We start from the raw sequence: 23,933 nt of genomic DNA on the forward strand, positions 1-23,933 counted from the left end.
GGCGATGCCGCAGTCTCAGACGTCGTTGTTAACTCAGCGCCGTTTTCTTCCCTATTTCATCACGCAGTTCTTCGGCGCCTTTAACGACAATATCTTCAAAAATGTATTGCTGCTGCTGGTCGCCTTTGCTGGCAGCGGCGCGCTGCCGGTATCAAGCGATCTGTTCATTAACCTGGCGGCGGGCCTGTTCATTCTTCCGTTTTTCCTGTTTTCCGCTTCCGCTGGTGTTTTGGCCGACAAATACGAAAAGTCGTGGTTTATTCGCCGCGTCAAGTTGCTCGAAATCGCCATTATGTGTATTGGCGCGATCGGTTTTATTACCGAAAGTTACAGCGTGTTACTGCTGATCCTGTTTTTGATGGGTACGCAGTCCGCCTTTTTCGGCCCGGTGAAATACGCCCTGCTGCCACAGCAACTCAAATCCAATGAATTGGTTCCCGGCAACGCGCTGGTGGAAACCGGTACGTTTCTGGCAATTTTGCTCGGCACGTTAGGCGCGGGCGTTATTGCCTCTGCTGACAACGCCCGCCACATCGCTGCTGCCGCAGTGATTATTTTTGCCCTGTGTGGTTACTGGGCAAGCCGTTCGATTCCTGAAGCACCAGCGAGCGCACCGGATCTGATCTTTCGCTGGCGTCCGGTCAGCCAAACTCGTCACACGCTGGCGATTGCGCGCAGCGACCGCATCATTTTTCAATCGATGATGGCGATCAGTTGGTTCTGGTTCCTTGGCGCGGCGTACCTGACACAGTTTCCCAACTTCACCAAAGTCTTTCTTAACGGCACCGAAAGTTCGGTCTCGTTCCTGCTGGCGCTGTTTTCCATCGGGATTGCGATCGGTTCGCTGGCGTGTGACAAGCTCTCCAATCACCGTATCGATGTCGGAATTGTGCCAATCGGCAGTTTTGGTATCAGCCTGTTTGGTTACCTGATGGCAACCAGCATTCCTGACCATTTGCCGATTTTCGGTCAGTTCTCAGAGTTTGTAGCTTACCAGCCGTTGTGGCCGCTGTTCACTTACCTGCTGCTGCTGGGCGCCTCAGGCGGTGTGTTCATCGTGCCGTTGTATGCGTTGATGCAGCAACGTGCAAAAGTCACCGAACGCGCGCAGGTGATTGCCGCGCTGAACATCTACAACTCGCTGTTTATGGTGTGCAGCGCGATTTTGGGCATCATCTGCCTGACGCTGCTCGACCTGACCATTCCTCAGTTGTTTGTGTTGCTCTCGGTCATGAACCTGTTGTTGGCGGCATATCTGTTCTTGCAGGTACCGATTTTTGTGGTGCGCTTTGTGGTGTGGGCCCTGACTCATACGCTCTATCGCGTACGACATAAAAACCTCAACAAGCTGCCAGAACATGGCGGTGCGCTGATAGTGTGCAACCACGTCAGTTATATGGACGCCCTGCTGCTGAGCGGTGCTTGCCCGCGCTTGATTCGCTTTGTGATGGAAGAAGATTACGCCAACCTGCCAGTGTTGCGCCGTTTCCTGAAACGCGCCGGAGTGATCCCCATTTCCGCCAGCAACCGTACTTCGATTCGCCGTGCGTTTGCGGAGGTTGAGCAAGCGCTGCAGGAAGGTCATTTGGTGTGCATTTTCCCGGAAGGCCGCCTGACCGCCGACGGTGAAATGAATGAATTTATGCGCGGGATCGATATCATTCTGCGCCGCAGTCCGGTGCCGGTCATCCCGATGGCGATTAAAGGCTTGTGGGGCAGTTTCTTCAGCCGCTACAACGGCCGAGCCTGTAAAGGCTTGCCACGCCGCTTCTGGTCTCAGATTGAGATAGAAGCCGGTGAAGCGGTCGTCGCTCGCGAAGCCAACACCGAACTAATGTTTGAGAAAGTCGCAGCGCTGCGCGGTGACTGGAAGTAGCCATCATTTAAACAGCTTGAACAAGCGTTCAGTTTTCCTGAACGCTTGTTCAAAACATTAAGACTTTCTGACCTCGAACCTTAGGCTACAATGACTGCCCCCGACTCCGAATAACGATCAAACCGCCACAACATCATGAATTTTCAAGCCAAACACATTCCGTTTGCTCTGGCTCTCGGTGCTTGCCTGACGCCTTTTATTTCTTCACCGACCGCACTGGTACTGGGCTTTTTCCTCGCCACATTAGGTTGGGTGCCAACGCAGTTACCGATCGGCAAAATCACCAAGAAGTTGTTGGCGTATTCCATTGTCGGTTTAGGTTTTGGCATTCCGCTACAGGAAGCGCTGGCAATAACGGGCCAGGGTATCGGCTTGATTCTGGCAACCATCACAGGCACTTTGATTTTCGGCACGTTGATCGCTAAAACGATGGGTCTCAACCGCACCGCCGGGCACTTGATTGCATCCGGTACTGCAATTTGCGGCGGTAGCGCCATCGCTGCGGTTGCACCGGCCATCAATGCCGATGACGATCAGACCGCGTTGGCTCTTGGTACGGTGTTTGTGCTCAATTCGGTGGCGCTGTTTCTGTTTCCGCTGATCGGCCACGCGCTCAATCTGGATCAACATACCTTCGGTACCTGGGCAGCGATTGCGATCCACGATACCTCATCGGTGGTGGGTGCGGCTTCAGCCTACGGTGAGGAAGCGCTGAAAACCGCAACCACACTCAAACTGGCGCGAGCATTATGGATAGTTCCGGTGGCGCTGGTCAGTGCATGGATGTTTCGCAGCCACTCCAAGAAAATCACGATTCCCTACTTCATTGTGTTTTATTGTGCCGCAATTGGTTTTAGCGATGCGCTGCCACAGTTTGATACGCAGTATCAGTTGATCTTCAGCGTCGCCAAGCAGGCATTGGTGGTGTGTCTGTTTCTGATTGGTTGCAGCATTTCGGTGGCGCGTCTGAAAGCGTCCGGCCCAAAGCCGCTGCTGTTTGGGGTGGTATTGTGGGTACTTATATCGACGACGTCTCTGAGTTGGTTACTGACCCGCTAGGCTGTTTAGCATTCCAGGCAAACGCGATAACCAGCAGAAACGCACTCAGCTCAGCAACATTACGCGGCCAACCTGTCAGCGTCAGCGCAAGCACAAGTTGCAGCACAATCGTGGCAATAAGCAGTCCTTTCTTCATCATCGATAGTCCTAAGCGGTTTAAATCTTAGGACTATTATGCCAAGCAGTTATAAGAAGCAAAATTCTGTTTTGGACTAACTCATAACCCGAAAGCGTGTTTGATGGTTCGCCAGCCACTGTTTGAGAGCCTGGCGCGACACTTTAATACCGCTTTCCGTCAGCGCATCGGGCATATCAAAATACGCCACCGGCCACTTAAACTTCTCCAGTTGCCCTTCGCACCATTCATTGCCTAGCTCATCGCTAAACGGCGCGCTGCTTTGCACCACTGCCACCGGACGAGCGCCAAACTCATCATCTTCGACCGGCACGACCATCGCTAGCTGCACATGCGGATGACGATTGAGCACACTCTCAATCTCTTCACAGTGAATGTTCTCGCCGCCGGAGATAAACAGGTTATCGGCACGGCCAATGATCACCAATTGGTCCTGGTCAAAGTAGCCGAGATCTTTACTGTCAAACCAGCCTTGATCGTCGGTAAAGGGATGTAAGAGACCCTTACGATAGTAGCCGCTGGCAAGGGTATCGCCAGCAATGTAAATGCGCTGGTCTTCGACACGTACCGCGCGATGCGCGAGAACGTGCCCGGCGCCCGCTTGACCATCGACCTGTTTCGCGGTCACTGTTGATGCCGCCTCGGTCATGCCATAGCCGAGCCAGGTTTCAATGCCGAGTGCGGCGGCTTGCTGCGCCAGCGTCAGGGGGATATGGCTACCACCGAGCAACACGTGTGTCAGCGTCAGCTTCTGCCCGCTATCGAGTAATCGTTTCAGTTGAGTGGGCACCAGCGACGCGTGCGTGACCCCTTCAATATCCTGCGCCAATTGGCCACCACCAATTTTGAGGCACGCCCCCGCCGCCAGCCAGCGATAAATAATCGCCAGCCCCGAGACATGATAGAGCGGCAAACTGAGCAGCCAGGTGTCATCGGATTGAAATTTAAATTCGGCCAGTAGCCCCTGTGCGGAAGCTAAATGCTGCGCATGAGTATGCGCGACCGCTTTGGGTATGCCGGTGGAACCGGAGGTAAAAATAAGCGTCGCGAGATTATCCCTGTAGTAGGCGCTCCCGGCATGGGTCGACGGGCTGGAAGGCAGTGACAACGCATTCACCTCACCCAACTCATCCAACGTCAGCCCCGCGCTTAGCGCGAGCCAAACATTGGCACGTTGCTCATCACGATACAGCGCCGACAATTTACTGCGCAGCTGCGCCGCTGGTTGTGGCATGGTCAGCGCGCACACCACGCCAAGCTGCATTGCACCCAGCAGCCAAAACAGGGTTTGCGGATGATTTTTCCCCACCAGCGTCAGCACATCGGAGTGCTTAAGACCACTCTCGACAATCGCATTGGCGTATTGCTGCACATGGTGGTTGAGTTCACGCCAAGTGAGCGTGCCCTCTTCAAGACAAAGCGCCACCCGCTCTGGGTGGCGCTGCTGCCAGTGTTGCCACGGGGTCATGCTGACTCCGATTGCCACAGCAGGCTTTGTTCGCTCAAGGTTTGCAGCGGCAATTCGCACTGCGGCCACGGCGTTTCCAGCTGCGCTTTAAACAGACCGATGGTATCCAGACCCGGAATCTCATTCGGCAGTTGCCAGTGTGAGAAACGCGCCAGTTGAGTCAGACCGAGGCTCGATTCAATACTGGAGCTGATGATCGCTTGCAGGCCAAGCGCTTTGGATTTCTCAATCAATGTCAGACAGCGCGACACTGAGCCTATCAGGGTCGGCTTGATGACGATGGTTTTCACCCCAATCAAATCTTCCAAACGGAACTCTTGGCTGCGCACCGCATGTTGCAGGGTTTCATCCCACGCAATGGCAATGCCGGTATCAATCGCAAACGCCAGACTGTCACTCGGTGACTGGCACGGCTCTTCCAGAAACGCGATTCGGCCGCGCAGTGACGGCGCGATATATTGCGCGAACTTAGCGGCTTTCTCTTTACTCCAGGCGCGATTGGCATCGAGACGCAGGTAAAGATCCGGCATCGATTCTAAGAACAGATTGACCAGCATGCCGTCACGAATCGGCTCATACAGGCCGACTTTGACTTTCGCCACTTTCTGTCCCGGCATCGCGTTAAGTTGCGGGATCAGTTCATCCGGGTCGCCGGTACACAGCGGAGCAGCCTGATACTGGCCCTGCTCCGGCAATTCACCCGCCAGCTCCAATTCCGCCATCGAGACGCCAAAAGCCACCGATGGGAACAGCGCATCGTAGTCCAATGCCTGACCTTGAACCCACAGCTCAAGCTGTTCTTTCGCCAGCGCTCCCGCTTCATCGAGCGATTCGAGACTAAAACCTTTTAGCGGCGCGACTTCACCACGCCCAATATTGCCATTTTCCTGAAGTTCAACGATAAAGCCTTCACGTTCCGTCATCTTCTCATCACGAAGAATGACGCCGCTATCCATTGGCAAGCGGTAGCGATACAGTTTTGCACTGCGCATATCTAACTTAACTCTGCTTGTTACTGAAATGCCCTTCCGGTCAAAGTCACCACATTAGTGGTCAATTTGGATTGATTGGGCTCGGAATACTTTTAAACAAAGAGCGGCACCAGACAACCGGGCCGCTCTTCATGATTATGGGTTACGAGGGAACTTGTTGAAGTCCGGTCTGCGTTTCTCGTTGAACGCGTTACGCCCTTCCTGACCTTCGTCAGTCATATAGAACAGCATAGTGGCATTACCCGCCAGTTCTTGCAGGCCAGCCTGACCATCACAGTCCGCGTTCAAGGCCGCTTTCAAGCAGCGCAGCGCCATTGGGCTGTGTTGCAGCACTTCACGGCACCAGCGCACGGTCTCTTTCTCCAGCTCTTCTAGTGGCACCACCGTGTTCACCAGGCCCATATCCAACGCTTCTTTCGCGTCGTAGAAACGGCACAGGAACCAGATTTCACGCGCTTTTTTCTGGCCAACGATACGCGCCATGTAAGAAGCGCCCCAGCCTCCATCAAACGAACCAACTTTAGGACCCGTCTGACCAAACTGCGCATTTTCTGCGGCAATCGTCAGGTCACACATCATATGCAGGACGTGGCCGCCGCCGACCGCCCAGCCAGCAACCGAGGCGATGACCGGTTTCGGACACGTACGGATTTGGCGTTGGAAGTCGAGCACGTTAAGGTGGTGAGTACCAGTTTCGTCTTTGTAACCGCCGTAATCGCCACGAATTTTCTGGTCACCACCAGAACAGAAAGCATCTTCACCGAGGCCGGTCAGAATGATCACGCCGACGCCTTCGTCATAACGTGCATCTGCCAGTGCATGGATCATCTCTTTGACGGTCTGCGGACGAAAAGCGTTGCGAACCTGCGGGCGCGCAATGGTGATTTTCGCAATACCATCTTCCGATTTGTGATAGTGAATATCTTCGTAACTGCCGCCGCAGTCTTGCCAGTTGACCGGAGCGTAAAGTTCTTCTTCTGAAATGCCTACTGTTTTAGCCATGGTGATTCCCATTGTTGTTGTCACCCGCCCGCAAACTGGGCGTGTGTATTAAATCTTGAATAATCCGGGCGAAGGCGGTGGGCTGTTCATGGTGAACATTGTGCCCGGCATCTTCGACCTGACGATAGTTCAGCCCGCTGTGCTCAGCAAGCTGACGAAATTTTTCATCCTTCGCACCGCACACATACCAGACAGGGGTCTGCAATTGCTTCAGGGTTGGCAACAAATACGGCTGTGTGGCCAGAGAAGTGGATAACAGCATATTTGCCACGGCGTGCCCAAGATTAGCACTTCGCTTTGTGATTAAGGTTTGTCTTTGCTCATGGTTTAGTGAACTAAATACCGCTTGCTGATACCAATCGCTCAATACCTGTTCAATCGGCTCTGAGCGAAAACGGGCTGCCCAGTGGCTGTCGTTGTGCCAGCGTGCTTCTCGTTCGACTGTCGATTGTAGGCCAAAGTTTCCACCTTCGATGATGAATCCCTGCACGTTGAGCGCAGCAAATGCGCCGCTCGCTGCGCCAGTCATGGCGAGACGACCACCCAGCGAATAGCCCACTAGCCAGATTGGAGTTTGCGGTGGAACATGAGAAAGAACGGCAGCGGTGATTTGCTGGCAGCAGTCGGCAAAATCGTGACAGGTTTGTTCTTGGCTATCGCCGTGTCCGGGCAGATCAAGCGTAATCCAATCCCAATCTGGCAATGCATTCAACACTGACTGCCAGTCGTCGCCGTTGCCGAGTAAGCCGTGCAGAAACACCAACACTGGCACATCTGCACGCTGTTTACGTGATGAAAAGTGAGAAAATGACGCGCGGCTACAAAGCATGAATCTGCGGCATCAGTTGTTTGATTTGCTGCGCGGCTTGCTGAGGCGGCGTGGTGATCTCCAGCAACAAAGTTCCATTGCCCTGCGCGAGATGGTCATCCACCAGGCTCTGATAGGCGGCCAACGTTTCCGGTCGTGCGTAACGCAACCCAAATTGGGCTGCGGCGTGTTCGAACTGCATGCCATGCGGCATCTGATACAGCGCTTCACGTTGTTGCGCCGGAACGGGCAGCAGATCAAAAATGGCGCCGCCATCGTTATTAGCGACCACAATCACCAGCGGCTGCGGCGTGCTGCGCACCAATGCGAGTGAGTTCATGTCATACAGAAGTGAAGTATCGCCCATCAGCATCAGCATTGGCTGGTTAATGGCACGTTGCACGCCGGCCGCGGTGGCCACCAGGCCATCAATACCGGACGCGCCGCGGTTGGAAAACACTTCCCGCCCGTCGACCGCGCTGAACATATCGACCAGACGCACAATCAAACTGTTTCCGACAAACAGTGCGGCGTGACGCGCACGTTCAGTCAGATCGAGCGCCAGCGCGATTTCCGTCATCGGTTCATTGCTTAAATGCAGTTTGGCGAGTTCCGCGGTGCTATCAGCGTAGCGTTTGAGTTCATCCGCCCAGCCTGCATGAGTGGCGCTGAGCGCACTCCACTTACTCAGTTTGGTTTCAATCCAGTCGGGAATATCACACACCCAATGCTGCTGGGGCAGATGCGACTGATTGTTGCGATCCGGCGCTGGCGAAACATAGCAGTAATGCGCATTGCTGCGGCGCACATGTTGTTCCAGCCAGTGATTGAGGCGCTTTGAAACAATGCGCGAACCAAACTGCACTACCTGTTCACACTCATCCAATAAGGCTTTCGCGGCGCTGTTTTGCAGCCACAAATCAAAATGCGCCCACTCACTGCTGATGCCCGATTGCGGGTCACACAGTAGCGGCCAGCCGAGCTTCTCTGCAAACTGCTGCGCGGCTTTGGCTTCAGCCAGACGCACTGACCCGACGATCACCAAGCCTTTACGGCTGAGCATTTGCGCGTCTTCCGGAAAAGCGTGCGCATCGCTGAATCGGCGTTCACTGTACGGCTGATTCGATTGCTGCCAGTGGCTTACACTGGCCAGATAATCCTGATACAGGCTGGCATCGTTGGCCGAATAAAGCGGTTCAGGGAACGGACAGTTAAACTGCACCGTGCCACCATGCTGCGCTTGTTGACTGAGCGCCTCATCGACCGTAGTCAGCAGCCAGTTCAGTGGCAAACGCACATTCGGGCTGGGCAGATTCACCGCCTGCGTCACGTGCGAAGAGTAAATGCCAATTTGATTGATCGCCTGATTGGCGCCGCAACCGACCAGTTCAACCGGGCGGTCAGCAGTCAGAACGATGAGTTTCTCGCCCGTCAGGCGCGATTCAGCAATCGCAGGCAGTAAGTTGGCAACCGCGGTGCCCGAGGTCACGATCACCGCCACCGGTTTGCCGCTCGCCTTCGCCATACCGAGCGCCATAAAACCCAGGCCGCGTTCGTCGTAGTGCGTGTGCAGCGTCAGGTTGTGATTGGCTGCCGCTTCCAGCGTTAAAGGCGTTGAACGCGAGCCCGGCGCAATACACACCTCGCTCACGCCAAATCGAGTCATCTCTTCCAGCAGTGTCTGACACCAGATGCGGTTCAATACCGCTTGATCCTGACTCATGAGGCCACGCCCAACGGCAGGCGGTCAGTGATGAGACTCAGCAGTGTCGACATTTTCTTGTCCAGCTCCTGCCATTCATGCTCGGCCACCGAGCCCGGTACAATGCCGGCACCGGCAAACAGCTGGACTTCTTTTTCCAGCACTAAGGCGCTGCGAATCGCAACGCAGAATTCCGCTTGTTGATGACTGAAATAACCCATAGAACCTGCATACCAGCCACGAGCGAACGGCTCGTGCTGAGTGATAAAATCGAATGCTGCTTTGCGTGGCAAACCCGCCACCGCCGCGGTCGGCTGAAGTGCACTCAACAGCTGCACGCCATTGATGCCTGTTGCAAGCTGCGCATGAATACGGCGTTTCAGATGCTGCACTTTGCGCAGGCGAACCAAATGCGCCTCCTGCTCCACCGTTACCGCTTCTGAGTAAGGCGTTAAACGCTCAACAATGTCGTCCACCACATACTGGTTTTCGTTGAGGTTTTTACTGTCCTGAGTCAGCCAGTTTGCCAGTTCCATATCCTGCGTCGCATTGTGACCACGACCGATGGTGCCTGCCAACGCTTCCGTTTGTAGCTCTTGCCCTTGACGGAAATAAAGCCGCTCCGGCGTGGAACCCATAAAGCTATGTTTGGTATCCAACGCCAACAGAAAGTGAAAACTGTGGTGATTCTGTTCGTAGCTGGCTTTGAGCAGTTGCGCGGCGCTGATCGGGCGATCGAGCGACAACTTTGTCTGACGCGCCAACACCACTTTCTTAAAGTCGTTGTGCTCAATGCCATCCAATACCTGTTCCACCAGCGTCGCCCAACCTGATTCGGTCGGGACATGCTGCACGTTGGTCACCTCACAGTTCATTACGCGCAGTGGCGCCACGTCCGTCAGCAGCTTATTCAGCGTGGCGAGCGTACGGTGACGTTCGTGACTGACGTTGGCTGCCAGCTTCCATGTCGTGTCAAAACGGATAAGCTCCACCTGAGGCAGAAAGAAAAACGACGACATGCAGCGGCGGTTTTTGTCTGTCTGACCATCAAATGAACGCCCGCCCCACACGCGTTGATCGTCACCCAAAATGGTGTACGCCGGCGCAGGATCGGAGAATGTGTAAAGCTGCCCCAATGCGACCACCTCTTCACGGGTATCACGGGACTGCCAATAGAATTTCGGGAAAACCGGTTGGGCTTCAAGCCAATCGATGAACGCGAATGGTGGCTTCTCTGCCAACTCTTGGGTGAAACGAACGTCGTTATCCCTCGCGTCGTTAATTTGCTCTATCAACCGAGCAATGGCTTGATGAAAGTTCGACAAAGCGACCTCGACTAAACTGAGATTCGATGTAACTGTAGCTACTCTATTGAGAGAACCCACGTAAATCAAGGTTATACCCCATCTTTTGCGTGCTTTTCCTGACCACCATCAGGGGACCTCATTTTTTCCTCTCTATAAACCCTTTCATCACTAGATTTATATTCTAAAAAAAGGCAATCTGTTGTACTTTAATAAAGAAATTCAATTATTTTCTGGGGTAACGCAATGCAAAATATCGGGATGTCGTCAAAACTCGATAATGTCTGCTACGACATTAGAGGACCAGTACTTAAACATGCTAAACGCATGGAAGAAGAAGGGCATAAAATACTAAAGCTCAATATCGGCAACCCGGCCCCATTTGGTTTCGACGCCCCGGACGAAATTCTGGTCGACGTGATCCGTAACCTGCCAACATCACAAGGTTATTGTGATTCCAAAGGTATCTACTCGGCACGTAAAGCTGTCGTTCAGCACTATCAGAAAAAAGGCATCCGCTCTCTGGATGTGGAAGACGTGTACGTGGGTAACGGCGTGTCTGAACTGATCGTGATGGCGATGCAAGCCCTGCTGAACAATGGCGATGAAATGCTGGTTCCGGCTCCGGACTACCCACTGTGGACAGCAGCCGTTGCACTGTCAGGCGGTAAAGCCGTGCACTACCTGTGTGACGAGCAAGCGGACTGGTATCCGGACATTGATGACATCAAGAAAAAGATCACCCCGAAAACCCGCGGCATCGTACTGATTAACCCGAACAACCCGACAGGTGCAGTGTACAGCCGTGATTTTCTGCTGGAAGTGATTGAAGTAGCGCGTCAGCACAAGCTGATCATTTTCGCCGATGAAATCTACGACAAAGTGTTGTACGACGGTGCAACGCATATTTCAGTCGCGACCCTGACCGAAGATGTATTGGTGATGACGTTTAACGGCTTGTCGAAAGCCTACCGCGTGTGCGGTTTCCGTGGCGGCTGGATGTTCCTGACTGGTCCGAAACATCAGGCGCAAGGTTACATCGCGGGTCTGGATATTCTGGCCTCTATGCGTCTGTGTGCCAACGTGCCGATGCAACATGCCATCCAGACAGCGCTGGGCGGCTACCAGAGTATTAATGAACTGATCCTACCGGGCGGTCGTCTGCTCGAGCAACGTGACCGTGCATGGGAAATGATTAACCAGATTCCGGGTGTATCATGCGTGAAGCCAAAAGGCGCGATGTATCTGTTCCCGAAAATTGATACCAAAAAATACAGTATTAAAGATGACCAGAAGATGGTGTTCGACTTCCTGGTTCAGGAAAAAGTGCTTCTGGTTCAAGGCAGTGGCTTCAACTGGCCGAAACCAGACCACTTCCGTATTGTGACCCTGCCACACGTGGAAGATCTGGAAATCGCCATCAGCCGCTTTGAACGATTCCTCAGCACCTACAGTCAATAACACTTTCATCGACTTCCGGTGATCAGTTAGGCTATTCAGGCTCTCTTTTATACACTAGAAGAGAGCCTGATTTTTAGATGAGGATTGCCGAGAGTTATGAAAGAAAGCCATTTTTTTGCCCATCTCGCCCGCATGAAGCTGATCCAGCGCTGGCCGCTGATGCGCTCTGTCTCCAAAGAAAATATCTCTGAACACAGCTTGCAGGTGGCATTTGTCGCCCACGCACTGGCGGTGATCAAAAACAAAAAGTTTGGCGGCACACTGAACCCGGAACGCATTGCCATTCTTGCCATGTACCACGACTCCAGTGAAGTATTGACCGGAGACTTACCGACCCCGGTGAAATACTACAATCCGGATATCGCCAAAGAATATAAGAAAATTGAAGCCGCGGCTGAGCGCCGTTTATTATCGATGTTGCCGGAAGAATTTCAGCAAGATTTCGCGCCATTTCTGGTTCACGAAGCGGCGTATGAAGAAGATGCGGCCATCGTCAAACAAGCCGACTGCATCTGTGCTTACCTCAAATGTCTGGAAGAACTCAGCGCCGGCAATCACGAATTTGCGCTGGCAAAAAAACGCCTCGATGTGACGCTGCAAGAGCGCCATACACCGGAAATGGCCTATTTTCTGGAAACCTTTGCGCCAAGCTTTGAATTAACACTGGACGAAATCAGTTAAGTCGCTGTAAGTTTTATAAAAATGGTCGAGTATCCTTAAGCTGTCTGGCGTTCCAGACAGCACGGAAATGGAACGGGAGCAGTGTATGCAGGTATCCATCAGTCCAGACTGGCAAGAACGCAACAACGACGAACACAAAATTCGCCGCAACGATCACCGCAGTCCGTTTCAACGCGACCGCGCACGCATCCTACACTCTGCGGCATTCCGCCGTCTGCAGGCCAAAACTCAGGTACACGGCACCAGCCTTAACGATTTCCACCGCACTCGCCTAACCCACTCCCTTGAAGCCGCCCAAATCGGTACCGGCATCGTGGCGCAAATCAAACTCAAGCAGCCGGAATTTCGCGACCTGATGCCTTCAGACAGCCTGATTGATTCTTTGTGTCTGGCGCACGACATCGGTCACCCACCTTATGGTCACGGGGGCGAAATCGCGCTGAACTACATGATGCGTGAACACGGCGGCTTTGAAGGCAATGCCCAGACGTTTCGTATCGTCACTTGTTTAGAGCCGTACACCGAGCATCACGGCATGAACCTGTCGCGCCGCACGCTGCTGGGCTTGTTGAAATACCCGGCGCTGTTGAGTCAGACCCGCGCCGAGAAAATACCCGAGTCGGTGCCGCATCAGCGTCAGCTCAAAGCCAAAGACTGGTCGCCAGCCAAAGGCGTGTATGATTGTGACCGCCAAATGTTTGAGTGGGTCTTAGCGCCGCTCACCCCGAACGATCGCGCGCTGCTGAGCCAGATGCGCGGCGAAGCGGAAACGCCGTATAAGCACCAGAAAACCCGCTTTAAATCGCTCGACTGCTCGATCATGGAGCTGGCGGATGACATTGCCTACGGGGTGCACGATCTGGAAGATGCAATAGTGTTGGGTATGGTCACGCAGACGCAATGGCAGCAAGCGGCCGCGAACCTGCTCGCCAACAGCGGTGAATGTTGGTTTGCCGAACACATTGATGAGCTGAGTGGAATGCTGTTTTCCGGCCAGCACCATGTGCGCAAAGACGCCATCGGGGGCATCGTCAATGCGCTGTTGACCAGTATCAGCGTACGTCCGGTGGATGCGCCGTTCGACAGTGATCTGCTGGCATTTAACGCCTATTTGGAACCGAACATGGCCGATGCGCTGGAGATTCTCAAGAACTTCGTCAATCAGTATGTCATTCAGGTGCCGCAAGTACAGCGCTTTGAATACAAGGGCCAGCAGATCATTATGGATTTGTTTGAAGCCCTGGCTGCCGATCCGGAGCGCTTACTGCCACAGGCGACCCGCGAGAAATGGCAAGCGGCGGAACATGCATCCGGCGATGGCATGCGAGTCATTTGTGATTACATCGCGGCGATGACCGATGCTTACGCCCAGCGTTTGCATCAGCAACTGTTCTCCGCGCATGTGCATTACTAAGTGGAGTGAGCGCGATTATTGGTCTTTATTGAGGTAGTTGCGCTCAAACACGCCCGGCGGCATATGTTGAATCTGATACTCGATCATGGCGTCAAAAGTGTTCATCAGCGGCGAAAAATCACTCTCTGGCTGCAAACTTTGCAACAGATGATAACCCGCTTCGACGGTTGAGAGCGCATTGTCACTCGGCGCTTTTCGGATGCGGTAATTGCCGGTGAGATCTTTGGGTAAGTGCAGCGAGGGCAACGCATGCAACTGCGTATTCACCTGCCACATTTTGAACGCTTTTTTCCACGTCCCATCCAGCAGAATCACGCGCAGCGTTTTCCCTGCTTCGGGCTCAAACTCGGCCGAGGATTGCGACTGCTCACTGGGGTACAACACGAAATGTTGCGCGTTTTCATCGGCCAACAGGCGGTTCAGTTCCTCGTGCTGACGAAAATCTTCCCCCACCAGCAAGCGGCTGTTGGGGAGCGACAGGCTCAGAATGCGCGCCGTTCCCATCGGGCGGTGTTCTTCTGTTGGGTGTTGAAGGATGATAAGCTCCACTCGCGAACTTAACGGCACAATCGCATCACAAATGCAGGCTTTGCGTGCTTTTCCACACTCTGAACAATAACGGGACATACTGTGAATCTTTACCTGTGGCTATTTTTAGTCAGTATCGTTTGTTTCGGGCTGCAATTCGAGCCGCTCGCCGGTTGGAGTGCGTGGCAGCTCAGCGGCATTCAACACGGCCAATGGTGGCGCATCCTAACAGGAAATTTCACCCACACCAACTTTGCCCACTTAGGCATGAACCTCGCCGGGTTGTGGATCATCAGTTTTATCTTTAAACCAGCGGCGCGTACGTTGCTGATTCTATTGCTCTCACTCAGCGTGTGGATTGGACTCTGCGTGCTGCTTACCGACATGCGCATCTACGTGGGTCTTTCCGGCACCTTACACGCTCTGTTTGCTTTCTTTGCCCTGCAAGAGGCGCTGCAAGGCCGTCGCAGCAGTTGGCTGTTGGTGCTTGGCGTGGTGGCGAAAGTGGTGTGGGAACAAGCGATTGGCAGCTCGATGGGGACTGAGCAACTGATTCATGCACGTGTGGCGACCGAAGCACATTTGGCGGGTGTGATTGGCGGAGGACTCCTCGCACTGACACTCAAACTATGCGGCTGCAATCGCCTTATAAGTCAGTGATGAGAATACCTAAGGGTGATGTTTAAGAAGAGAAGCGATTACACGATGCCATGTGCAAAAGAGCAGCCGCTTTATATTGCTGATTAATCAACTTAATAACGGCAAGGTTGCCTCCCTTGTCTGGATGATAAGCAGCACTGAGTAACTTGTAACGCTTTTTAAGCACTTCTCGGGTAGTCACATCCTCAAAGAAATTAAAGGAGGTCGTCTCTTGATGATTTGCCAATACAGACTTTAAGCACGCGATACGAAAATGAGCAGCATTAAGCATGACATTCGCTTCCTGAAGTTTGGTTCTTTCCATTTCATAAGCCTGCATCAGTTTTTCCATTCGAGATACATATATTTTTACCATTTGATAGGCTTCTGCTTTTTCGGTTCTAATGCGTGTATTTTTTCGATAATTAACAGATGAACCCACTTTATAAAACAAGAGTGCGATCATTATTATGGTCGGTATTATTAACATAAGGTAAATGCCAATCTGATTTTCCGTAAAATAAAAATTGCCTTCATTGTTGGCGGAAGATGAAAACACCAATAGAAAAATATCCAGCATTTTCATCTTTCAAACCCTTTTCTTATTTAAACAGATTAATACTTAGAAGCGATAACCTAAAGTCAGACGAGACTCTACAAAAACAACATCACTATCCAATTTCGTTGCATCAGTCGCCAGTGTTGCAAAAAGCTGTTTGTACATCAGTGACACACCCACCCCTAAATAAGGTTTGTTGAATGTTTTGTTCACGGAGAAATCTTTAACCTTGGCTTCGATAGTATTAAATCCGATTGTGCCAAACGGTTTAACGGCCCATTGTTCGCCTTCAAAACGGTAACCAATATTAGCCCCTGTGTAGAAACGTTCTGTTTTTAGATCCAATCCCCAATCATCCGAGCTAGTGTTCGTGTAACCACCCGTGATACCAAGAATCTTGTTCATACTGTAGTCAAACTGAATGCCGTAGCCTGTAAACTGGGTTGTATCATCATCGCGATTGTGATCGCTCGTATCGTTGTATGCTTGCCCGACCACTGAAGCGCCAACGCTCAAACCATCGAAGTCAACTTGTTCTGCTTGTGCCGCTCCTGATAGTAGAGTCGCAAGAGTTACAGTGATCAAAGTAAATTTCATCATTTTTATACCTTATCTATTGGTAAAAGCTCAAAGCTCTTAAACTGTGTTTTCATTCAAGTTCTTTACCGTCACGCCTCTATCCATAGCTCTCACTGTGAACACAAAAAACTTAGTTAATGCTGATTTGGCGACGTATCAATAGCTTCTAACCATCATTCCGTATCAGTGATGAAACCTTAACGCCATCACTAGAAAAGGTATTCTAATTAAAATTAATAATTATAATTTACTTAAAAATCAACCTGTTAAATAGATAATTAATTTGTAGTTTCAAAAACAAGTAGAGTGGATAAAGAAGACCTTCATATTTGAGTTAGCGTCACTCAATTTGTCATCAAGACGGTTTGTAGTACTATGGTTTCGTATCGCCATGCGAAAGTGAGAGACAAGCATAGAATGACTAGCAACTACATATATATTGACTTTAGTGAGGAAGGAGGGAGCTATTTTATTGCTGTCGATCAAGTGAGATATAAATGTTCCTATGCTGAATCAGCGATACTCGCTCACCTGCTAAATCACAAAGGTGAGTACTATAGTAAAGAGAACCTCGCATCAATTGGATGGCCAGGAAAACTGGTCTCGAAAAACTCAGTCCCAGTCTCTATTGCTAACCTTAGAAAGATCCTAAAAAATCACACTCAGCTGGATATCATCATCAATGAAAAAAATAAGGGATACGTTGTTGTAGACCCTAAAATTCTGCTTTCAGAAGCAGAAACAGAAACAGAAACAGAAACAGAAACAGAAACAGAAACAGAAACAGAAACAGAAACAGAAACAGAAACAGAAACAGAAACAGAAACAGAAACAGAAAGTATGGCCGAGGCCGCACAGGTCATCAATAAAAAGTCTCCTTTCCCATCGGTGCGCCTCCAACAGTTAACATCTCAATTCATCGGTTATCCTCTTTTGGTTGTTAATCTGATTCTTCTCGTGCTGTTTGTATTGCAAAGCAACAATCATATTGAAACATCACCCGTCAACATTGTTCAAACTAATAGTTATATTGCTGTATTACCAAATAACGACACCACGTTGTTTTCTAAACTAGTCTCCAACCAGCAGGGCTCTGATACCAAAGAAATCGCATTTAGCAGCTTGGATAAAATGATCAAACAGGCTCTTCAACAAAATAAACATGTTTTATTTATCAACTCTATAGGAAACAGGGTCGTTATTGACTGCTTAAGGCAAGAATCTTTGGTCTCCTACTCTGGTAATGACCTAGATGAAATTGTTCAAGAGCTGAAAATCCGCGGGTGTAATCTATGAAACACTTAAAAATAATTAACACATTGCTTTTTTTTATTCTTATTATTGCATTCATTTCAATAAACAGAAGAAGTGAGTTACCTGTTGATGGATACTATAAAAGAAATGAAGTCATCATCATGAATAATGAAGATAGAATTGAGTTAAAAACCAATGTCGACTTTTTGTCTAAAGAAGAAAAATACACATCCATCGTAAATATTTCCGACATTTACAATAAAAAACAATATAGCTCATTTTCTATCAATGGTGACATTTACATTAAAGATGGAATACTTTTCTCCAAGACCAAAAAAATTGAAGAAGTTGAACAAATTAACAAGCCAGTTGTGTTTATTGCTTCATCTTCACCTATTGTCAGTCAGATACAAAAATCTTTTTTAGGTGTCGATATCTACAAAGAAAGAAGATACCAATATTTGCTGGCTGATAAATACTTCTGCTACTACGATGTGGATAAAATCATTGTTCGATGCATGGAGTAATTAGCTAGGCTTCGGAAATAACGATTATTAATATTAATTATTTCTTATCTCTTTTGTCTAACACTATCTTTCGAATAAATGCACAAAAGAGATATGACTATGAGACTAGGAATTATTTTATCTGTTCTATTCTGGCTATCCATTATCATCACCTTCCAGGCTATTATTACCTTCATTTATTCTGGATAACCTATGTTACCTTACTAGCAGAAACTGAACGCTCCTCACTTGGACCTACTGAGATCAACATACTCACGGAGCTTGTGAGAACATTCATCACTGTCAATCAGCATTGCCGTCTATCTTACGATCATTGCAGGTTAAGACCAGTTCATATGGACGGCACGTTCCGATTCAAGTGTAACCAGAATGGCGAATGTATCGATCGATTTTTTCTTTATGTATAGCCTCACACAGGCGATTTTCCTGTTGCTATCAACAAAGTTTTCAAGTCAAGAGTCCACGGCTGAATGCTGCGTGCTTGCTCCGTGTGATGGTTGGATTGCTGAGATGAAGAAAGTGAATTGCCTATTAATCTCGTTGATTAAGGATGAATAATCTTTAATCCGAGTAAACCACTCTTTTCTTTTTAAATAGATGAGTCAGATCTAATCGGGATCAACGCATCTTAGGATGCTTGATTAGACTGTATTATTTTGTCGTTAGGCCCGGAGGGAGTTGTGAGCTCTGCCTATATACTCCCTACAGGTGGATTATGATGAATGTGATCGACATTGCTATATCACACATCAACAGTTCTGTGTTTAATTGCAGCTCAGGCCTCGTTTCTGCACTTCTGTTTTGTTCGCTTCAACGTAGTAAATATTGGTGTCTTCCTTGTAGTTTTTACATAGCTCCTCATCCGAGAACTTCGCAGCACGCTCTTGGCTCGCGTTAGCGGCTTTTTCTTTTAAGGCTGAACATCCAGTCATACTAAGAACTAGGATGGATAACGTAAGGGTAAACAGGTTCTTGTTCATTTTAGCTGTACTTAACATTCGTACCACTCTCTATTGTAAAGTTGTTTGATTGGGAAAAGATGTAACCGGAGTATGTACTCAAACCCACGGTCAGTCGTAAGGTCATTCGTTCAATTCGTTTTCATCACAGAACGTCGTTGACAAGCTGATTATCTGACCACATGAACTGAGTTCCCAATTATTAAATTTAATTAGGCAGAGCTAAGGCATCTGGATATCTTCAGGGCAACGAACAGAGAGAGGCTTATTGGCTTGCTATGCTTAAATGATTACATAGCTATGACCCATTAAACATTTTCAAACTCCTCCAGCTCCTAAAACCAAATGGAACACAGCGCTCCATTTATTCCTCATTTAGTGAGAAATTCGTGGATAAATATTTACGGTACCTGGAATAACTAAAGCCGTTCCGGCCTGCGCCAACGAAAAACAAAAAGGGCCGTCAGCATGACACCGGCGACCCTTTCCATTGCTTACGAACCAGCAATAAACTTACTGCTGCAACTTCGCCTTCGCTTCTTCAACTTTCGAGAAATCCAAGCCCAGCTCTTCCACGGCTTCTTTAATCAGCGCCGGATTTTGCATCACTTGGCCCATCAGTAGTTGCAGTTTTTCCTGCGGCAAACCCAGTTGGCTGATGGTCATCATCGCCGCCAGCGGGTTTTGCGTCAGCGCCTGAAACAGCTCACCAATTTGTTGGTCACTAATATTGTTCTCTTTCAACAGTGCGAGAATCGGGTTCATCACAGTACCTTTTTTAACTATGTCATCAAATGAACGAGGTCATCAAACGAAAGCGCCCATATTGGGGCGCTTGGGTGGTTCAATATGGATTATACAATCGGACGCTGGCCGCGGCTGATAAGCTTCAGCAACACGCTGTCGGCGGCTTCACTGGCCACACCCGCCAGCTTGGCGGTCAGTTTTTTCTTCTGCACGTAATGGAGCGCCAGTACAGTTTTGTTCTTACACGCGTCGACAATCAGGTCGTCTGAGGTTTTGATCTCATCCACCAGCCCCAGTGCTTTGGCTTGGGTACCGAACCAGTGCTCGCCAGTCGCCACTTTTTCCAAATCCAGATCCGGACGGTGTTCACGAATAAAGTCTTTGAATAGTACGTGCGTTTCTTCCAGCTCTTCTTTGAACTTTTCGCGTGCTTTATCGGTATTTTCACCGAACATCGTGAGCGTGCGTTTGTATTCACCCGCGGTCAGCTGTTCAAATTCAATGTCGTGTTTCTTCAGCAATTTGTTGAAGTTAGGCAGTTGCGCGACCACACCAATCGAACCGACAATCGCAAACGGCGCCGACACGATTTTATCGGCGATACATGCCATCATGTAACCACCACTGGCCGCCACTTTGTCGACCGCAATCGTCAGCGGCAGACCAGCTGCTTTCAGGCGATCCAACTGAGAAGATGCCAGGCCATAGCCGTGCACCATGCCGCCGCCCGTTTCCAGGCGCAGCAGCACTTCATCGCCCTGTTGTGCAACCGCCAAAATGGCCGTGACTTCTTCACGCAGCGAGGTGACTTCTTTGGCATCGATGCTGCCGTGGAAATCCAGCACGAACAGATGCGGATCGCGCTTCGTATCTAGTTCGCCGCTTTTCGCTGCTTTTTTGACTTCTTTTTCGCGAGATTTGTTCTTTTCCTTTTCGCTTTTCTTCTCCGCTTTGTCGCGGGCTTTCAGAAAAGCGTCATCATGGAGATGAGATTCAAGCTGTTCCACTGTCTGCTTGTGTTGCTCAGTCAGGTTGGTGACTTCCAGCTCGCCTTTGGCAGCGCTGTGTCTTCCGCCCACGGACTTCACAATGACTAATAACACCACGAGAGCGACGACGACAGTCGCAATCTTGGCCAAAAACAGGCCATAGTCCAACAAAAATTCCAATGTGTTCATCCTCTTCAATGCGAATTGGTGTATTGTAACCACCTTGTCACGAAGACTTAAAGCAAATCATAAGAATAAGGAAACGTAACGTGGATTATTCAGTTTCTAAAGATGCCCTGAAAGATAAAGTTATTCTGGTGACCGGTGCTGGTGATGGCATTGGTAAACAGGCAGCCATCTCTTACGCCGCGCACGGTGCTACCGTGATTCTGCTTGGCCGCACAGTGAAAAAACTGGAGCAGACCTACGACGAAATCGAAGCCGCGGGTTACCCGCAGCCGGCAATCGTTCCGCTGGACATGAAAGGCGCCACCAAACAGAACTACGTTGATATGGTTGATACTATTGAGGGCCAGTTTGGTCGTCTGGATGGTGTGTTACACAACGCAGGGATTCTGGGTGTATTAAGCCCATTCGATCAAATCGGCGAAGATACGTTTGATGATGTGATGCAGGTCAATGTGAAATCTCAGTTCTTGATGACACAAGCACTGCTGCCACTACTGCACAAATCTGACGATGCGCGCATTGTGTTCACCAGTTCAACGGTGGGTCACGTCGGTCGCGCGTTCTGGGGTACTTACTCGATCTCAAAGTTTGCTACCGAAGGCATGATGCAAGTGCTGGCAGACGAGCTGAGCGACAGCACCATTCGCGTCAACGCCATTAATCCTGGCGGCACCCGCACGGGCATGCGCGCCAAAGCGTTCCCGGCAGAAGATGCTGAATTGCTGAAAACGCCGCTGGATATCATGCCACTCTACGTCTATCTGATGGCGCCGGAAGGGAAAGCGGTCAACGGTCAGTGCATCGACGCACAACCCAAAAAATAAACGAAAGACTCGTTCTGAATTCAAAGCCTTGCTCAATCAGCAGGGCTTTGTACTTTCTGCCCCGCGACTTTTCTCTTGAATGTTCAACATAACGAAATATACTGTACAAATATACAGGTAAATTGTTATGTATGAACTGATCGAACACCTCAAAAATAAACACTGGTTATGGCAAGGCTCCGATACGCCGTGCGAGCCACCCTCTCATGCTACAGGCTTTGCCGAACTCGACAGCCAGCTGGCTGGCGGCTTTCCGGCACACGGCGTGATTGATATTCAGTCGGCATGCGGCATCGGTGAACTGCGTCTGTTGTTTCCTTATCTGCAGCAACATCATGAACGCCTGACCGTACTGATCAACCCGCCGGGACAAGTGCACGCCGAAAGCCTGCAACACGCTGGAATCCATCTCGATAACGTGTTGATTCTCACCCCGCCAACCGCCAAGGAAGCGTTGTGGTCAGCCGAGCAATGTGCTCGCAGCGGCGCTTGCAGCCAAGTGCTGTTGTGGCAGGAAAAACTGGAAGTGCATCACGCGCGCCGTCTGCAAGTGGCGTGTGAAACCGGTGACTGTTTGCAGTTCCTGTTCCGCTCGCGCCAAGACAGCCTGTTTTCTTTGCCCGTGACCATGACACTCGTCCTGAGCGCCCATCCTCAAGGCGTGGAAGTGAGTGTTCCCAAACGTCGTGGCGGCTGGCCATTGGGCGCTTTTTCTGTCTCGATGGCAGAGCGCTGGCAAGCGCTCACATTGCCCCGACCCGCGTCGGTGGTGGTGCCGTTTCCGCTGCGCAAGCAAGGCTGATGATGACGCTGTGGATCTACCTGCATTTTCCTGCGCTGCAACTCGATACCGTGTTTGCGCCGGCGGCAGAAACGGAGCCTGCAGTTCCGGTGGTGATTGTCGATGGGCGCGTGCATCAAGTGGTGCAAGCCAACGAACTGGCTTTCAACCAAGGCATCACACTGGACATGGGGCTTGGCAGCGCGGCCGCGTTGTGCGCGGAGCTGCAAGTACACCCTTACGATGCCGAGATTGAGCAACGAGCGGTGGAAGAAATTGCGCAGTGGCTCTATTTGGTCACCTCCGACATTGCCCTGTATCCGCCGCAAGGGCTTTTGCTACGCGCAACCAATATGCTATCGCTCTATGGTGGCCTAACCGCTTATTGGCGCACGCTCAGCCATCATCTGGATCAACGCGGCGTGCGTTACCACTACGGGTGTGGTTTTTCACCGTTGAGCGCCATGTTGCTCGCCAAAAGCGGTGCCAACCTGATTGAAGCGGATACGGCCATCTTGCGCCAAAAGGTCGGTCGCTTTCCGCTGACTGCCACCGAACTGGAAGGTAAACACACCGATAAACTGGCGCGCGTCGGCATTCGAGACATCGATAGCCTGCTCGCGCTACCCATGCAGGAGATCGCGCGCCGCTTTGACATCGATTTGGTCAACTATGTTGGCCGACTGCTGGGACAATTCAAACATCCGGTCAGTTTTTATCATCCACCGGAAGCGTTTCACAGCCATCTAGAACTGCTGTATGAAATCGACAACGTGCAGTGGTTGGAAAAACCGCTGCGCCGCCTGCTCACGCGGTTGGAGCTGTTTCTGACACTGCGCAATCAGGTTGCGTTCGATCTGAAACTCACGCTGACGCAGCGTGACAAAATTCAACACAGTGTGACATTCACCTCCGCACGCGGCGATTATCAGGCGGAAAAATGGGCGCAGTTGTGCCGCTTGAGCATGGAATCGCTGCTGCTGGAACATCCAGTCGTCAGCCTGACGCTAAGCGTGGTGCGGGCGGGGCTTGCCGAGCAGACTGCCGAAGATTTTTTCTCGGGCATCAAAGGCCAACAAAGCGCGTTGGAACTGATCACGCTTCTACAAGCCAAACTCGGCCCATCGCATGTGCACAAGCTGCAACTGGGTGATGACCCAAGGCCGGAAAAGCGCAGTCGCTATGTCCATCCAAATGTACATCCAGCCACGACAACAACCGAGCCACTGCGCCGCGCCGAATTGCGTCCCAGCCTGCTGTTACCACAGCCGCAGCCGCTGTGCGAAGCGGTCTCGTTGATTCATGGCCCGGAACGCATCGCGACCGGTTGGTGGGACGGCCACAACATGATTCGTGATTATTTTATCGCTCGCACCGAGCAAGGGCGCTGGCTGTGGGTGTTTCGCACTCCCGAGCAGCAATGGTTTATTCACGGCCAATTCAGCTGAGGCAATC

General features: G+C 50.8%; 24 protein-coding genes. 11 read left to right on the forward strand and 13 right to left on the reverse strand.

The genetic code is table 11. The annotated features are described in order from the left end of the window. Positions 1 to 4 precede the first annotated feature (4 nt). Together JIG40_RS04540 and JIG40_RS04545 are read left to right on the forward strand one after the other, a co-directional pair. Positions 5 to 1,876: an MFS transporter gene (locus tag JIG40_RS04540; protein ID WP_199464853.1), complete on the forward strand. Its 1,872-nt coding sequence runs from the start codon at positions 5 to 7 to the stop codon at positions 1,874 to 1,876. A 135-nt stretch (positions 1,877 to 2,011) separates the two neighbouring features. Next, positions 2,012 to 2,935 (forward strand): putative sulfate exporter family transporter, encoded by a 924-nt coding sequence (locus JIG40_RS04545; RefSeq protein WP_199464854.1) that lies wholly within the window; start codon positions 2,012 to 2,014, stop codon positions 2,933 to 2,935. On the opposite strand, the gene JIG40_RS04550 is transcribed toward JIG40_RS04545, so the two are convergent. From JIG40_RS04550 to JIG40_RS04580, 7 genes are all read right to left on the reverse strand, one after another. After that, positions 2,895 to 3,074 carry a hypothetical protein gene (locus JIG40_RS04550; RefSeq protein WP_158125219.1) on the reverse strand — a complete coding sequence of 60 codons (180 nt, stop codon included), beginning with the start codon at positions 3,072 to 3,074 and terminating at the stop codon, positions 2,895 to 2,897. The two genes, JIG40_RS04545 and JIG40_RS04550, sit on opposite strands and share 41 nt — an antisense overlap. Before the next feature lie 73 nt (positions 3,075 to 3,147). Next, positions 3,148 to 4,539 carry an o-succinylbenzoate--CoA ligase gene (menE, locus tag JIG40_RS04555; RefSeq protein WP_206769327.1) on the reverse strand — a complete coding sequence of 464 codons (1,392 nt, stop codon included), beginning with the start codon at positions 4,537 to 4,539 and terminating at the stop codon, positions 3,148 to 3,150. Continuing rightward, a complete protein-coding gene (gene menC, locus JIG40_RS04560) occupies positions 4,536 to 5,531 on the reverse strand; it encodes an o-succinylbenzoate synthase (protein WP_199464856.1) in 996 nt (331 codons plus the stop codon). Before menC ends, menE begins: the two co-directional genes overlap by 4 nt. A gap of 135 nt (positions 5,532 to 5,666) precedes the next feature. Next, positions 5,667 to 6,533, reverse strand: coding sequence for a 1,4-dihydroxy-2-naphthoyl-CoA synthase (gene menB, locus JIG40_RS04565; RefSeq protein WP_061056286.1), 867 nt, complete (start codon positions 6,531 to 6,533; stop codon positions 5,667 to 5,669). After that, positions 6,526 to 7,362 (reverse strand): 2-succinyl-6-hydroxy-2,4-cyclohexadiene-1-carboxylate synthase, encoded by an 837-nt coding sequence (menH, locus tag JIG40_RS04570; protein ID WP_199464857.1) that lies wholly within the window; start codon positions 7,360 to 7,362, stop codon positions 6,526 to 6,528. The genes menB and menH overlap by 8 nt, the downstream gene beginning before the upstream one ends. Next, positions 7,352 to 9,064 carry a 2-succinyl-5-enolpyruvyl-6-hydroxy-3-cyclohexene-1-carboxylic-acid synthase gene (gene menD, locus JIG40_RS04575; protein ID WP_199464858.1) on the reverse strand — a complete coding sequence of 571 codons (1,713 nt, stop codon included), beginning with the start codon at positions 9,062 to 9,064 and terminating at the stop codon, positions 7,352 to 7,354. The genes menH and menD overlap by 11 nt, the downstream gene beginning before the upstream one ends. Then, a complete protein-coding gene (locus JIG40_RS04580) occupies positions 9,061 to 10,368 on the reverse strand; it encodes an isochorismate synthase MenF (RefSeq protein ID WP_055452623.1) in 1,308 nt (435 codons plus the stop codon). The genes menD and JIG40_RS04580 overlap by 4 nt, the downstream gene beginning before the upstream one ends. 225 nt (positions 10,369 to 10,593) lie before the next feature. Between JIG40_RS04580 and JIG40_RS04585 the strand changes: the two genes are divergently transcribed. The 3 genes from JIG40_RS04585 to JIG40_RS04595 all read left to right on the forward strand — a co-directional run bounded on the left by JIG40_RS04585 (position 10,594) and on the right by JIG40_RS04595 (position 13,903). Then, positions 10,594 to 11,808 (forward strand): pyridoxal phosphate-dependent aminotransferase, encoded by a 1,215-nt coding sequence (locus JIG40_RS04585; RefSeq protein ID WP_020329910.1) that lies wholly within the window; start codon positions 10,594 to 10,596, stop codon positions 11,806 to 11,808. Between the two features lie 96 nt (positions 11,809 to 11,904). Next, positions 11,905 to 12,489, forward strand: coding sequence for a 5'-deoxynucleotidase (yfbR, locus tag JIG40_RS04590; protein WP_024373248.1), 585 nt, complete (start codon positions 11,905 to 11,907; stop codon positions 12,487 to 12,489). An 85-nt stretch (positions 12,490 to 12,574) separates the two neighbouring features. Further along, entirely contained in the window at positions 12,575 to 13,903 is a 1,329-nt protein-coding gene (locus JIG40_RS04595) for an anti-phage deoxyguanosine triphosphatase (protein WP_020329907.1), read from the forward strand. Positions 13,904 to 13,918: 15 nt separating this feature from the next. Here JIG40_RS04595 and JIG40_RS04600 read toward each other — a convergent pair whose 3' ends face one another. After that, positions 13,919 to 14,530 (reverse strand): DTW domain-containing protein, encoded by a 612-nt coding sequence (locus JIG40_RS04600; RefSeq protein ID WP_024373249.1) that lies wholly within the window; start codon positions 14,528 to 14,530, stop codon positions 13,919 to 13,921. Positions 14,531 to 14,533: 3 nt separating this feature from the next. Here JIG40_RS04600 and rrtA point away from each other — a divergent pair, with 3 nt between their 5' ends. Beyond that, positions 14,534 to 15,091 carry a rhombosortase gene (rrtA, locus tag JIG40_RS04605; RefSeq protein WP_199464859.1) on the forward strand — a complete coding sequence of 186 codons (558 nt, stop codon included), beginning with the start codon at positions 14,534 to 14,536 and terminating at the stop codon, positions 15,089 to 15,091. Positions 15,092 to 15,113: 22 nt separating this feature from the next. Here the strand turns inward: rrtA and JIG40_RS04610 are convergent, their stop codons facing one another. Both JIG40_RS04610 and JIG40_RS04615 read right to left on the reverse strand, forming a co-directional pair. Then, positions 15,114 to 15,656, reverse strand: a complete 543-nt coding sequence (locus JIG40_RS04610) for a hypothetical protein (protein ID WP_038128102.1) — start codon at positions 15,654 to 15,656, stop codon at positions 15,114 to 15,116. A 36-nt stretch (positions 15,657 to 15,692) separates the two neighbouring features. Continuing rightward, positions 15,693 to 16,229: an outer membrane beta-barrel protein gene (locus JIG40_RS04615; RefSeq protein ID WP_199464860.1), complete on the reverse strand. Its 537-nt coding sequence runs from the start codon at positions 16,227 to 16,229 to the stop codon at positions 15,693 to 15,695. 396 nt (positions 16,230 to 16,625) lie between these two features. Between JIG40_RS04615 and JIG40_RS04620 the strand changes: the two genes are divergently transcribed. Together JIG40_RS04620 and JIG40_RS04625 are read left to right on the forward strand one after the other, a co-directional pair. Further along, positions 16,626 to 17,504, forward strand: coding sequence for a winged helix-turn-helix domain-containing protein (locus JIG40_RS04620; RefSeq protein WP_199464861.1), 879 nt, complete (start codon positions 16,626 to 16,628; stop codon positions 17,502 to 17,504). Further along, positions 17,501 to 17,989, forward strand: coding sequence for a hypothetical protein (locus JIG40_RS04625; protein ID WP_199464862.1), 489 nt, complete (start codon positions 17,501 to 17,503; stop codon positions 17,987 to 17,989). Before JIG40_RS04620 ends, JIG40_RS04625 begins: the two co-directional genes overlap by 4 nt. A gap of 764 nt (positions 17,990 to 18,753) precedes the next feature. On the opposite strand, the gene JIG40_RS04630 is transcribed toward JIG40_RS04625, so the two are convergent. The 3 genes from JIG40_RS04630 to sohB form a co-directional block, all read right to left on the reverse strand. After that, complete coding sequence (locus JIG40_RS04630; protein ID WP_231118042.1) at positions 18,754 to 18,987, reverse strand: hypothetical protein; 234 nt, start codon at positions 18,985 to 18,987, stop codon at positions 18,754 to 18,756. A 474-nt stretch (positions 18,988 to 19,461) separates the two neighbouring features. Next, positions 19,462 to 19,713: a DUF2999 family protein gene (locus JIG40_RS04635; RefSeq protein ID WP_020329897.1), complete on the reverse strand. Its 252-nt coding sequence runs from the start codon at positions 19,711 to 19,713 to the stop codon at positions 19,462 to 19,464. Positions 19,714 to 19,802: 89 nt separating this feature from the next. Next, positions 19,803 to 20,864 (reverse strand): protease SohB, encoded by a 1,062-nt coding sequence (sohB, locus tag JIG40_RS04640; protein WP_199464863.1) that lies wholly within the window; start codon positions 20,862 to 20,864, stop codon positions 19,803 to 19,805. Positions 20,865 to 20,953: 89 nt separating this feature from the next. On the opposite strand from sohB, the gene JIG40_RS04645 reads away from it, so the two are divergent. From JIG40_RS04645 to JIG40_RS04655, 3 genes are all read left to right on the forward strand, one after another. Then, complete coding sequence (locus JIG40_RS04645) at positions 20,954 to 21,697, forward strand: YciK family oxidoreductase (RefSeq protein ID WP_020329895.1); 744 nt, start codon at positions 20,954 to 20,956, stop codon at positions 21,695 to 21,697. A 127-nt stretch (positions 21,698 to 21,824) separates the two neighbouring features. Beyond that, positions 21,825 to 22,499 carry a translesion DNA synthesis-associated protein ImuA gene (imuA, locus tag JIG40_RS04650; RefSeq protein WP_024374713.1) on the forward strand — a complete coding sequence of 225 codons (675 nt, stop codon included), beginning with the start codon at positions 21,825 to 21,827 and terminating at the stop codon, positions 22,497 to 22,499. A 2-nt stretch (positions 22,500 to 22,501) separates the two neighbouring features. Further along, positions 22,502 to 23,926, forward strand: a complete 1,425-nt coding sequence (locus JIG40_RS04655) for a DNA polymerase Y family protein (protein ID WP_199464965.1) — start codon at positions 22,502 to 22,504, stop codon at positions 23,924 to 23,926. The last annotated feature ends 7 nt before the right edge of the window (positions 23,927 to 23,933 follow it).

Source organism: Vibrio sp. bablab_jr001, from assembly GCF_016464285.1.
GTDB lineage: Bacteria > Pseudomonadota > Gammaproteobacteria > Enterobacterales > Vibrionaceae > Vibrio > Vibrio fluvialis.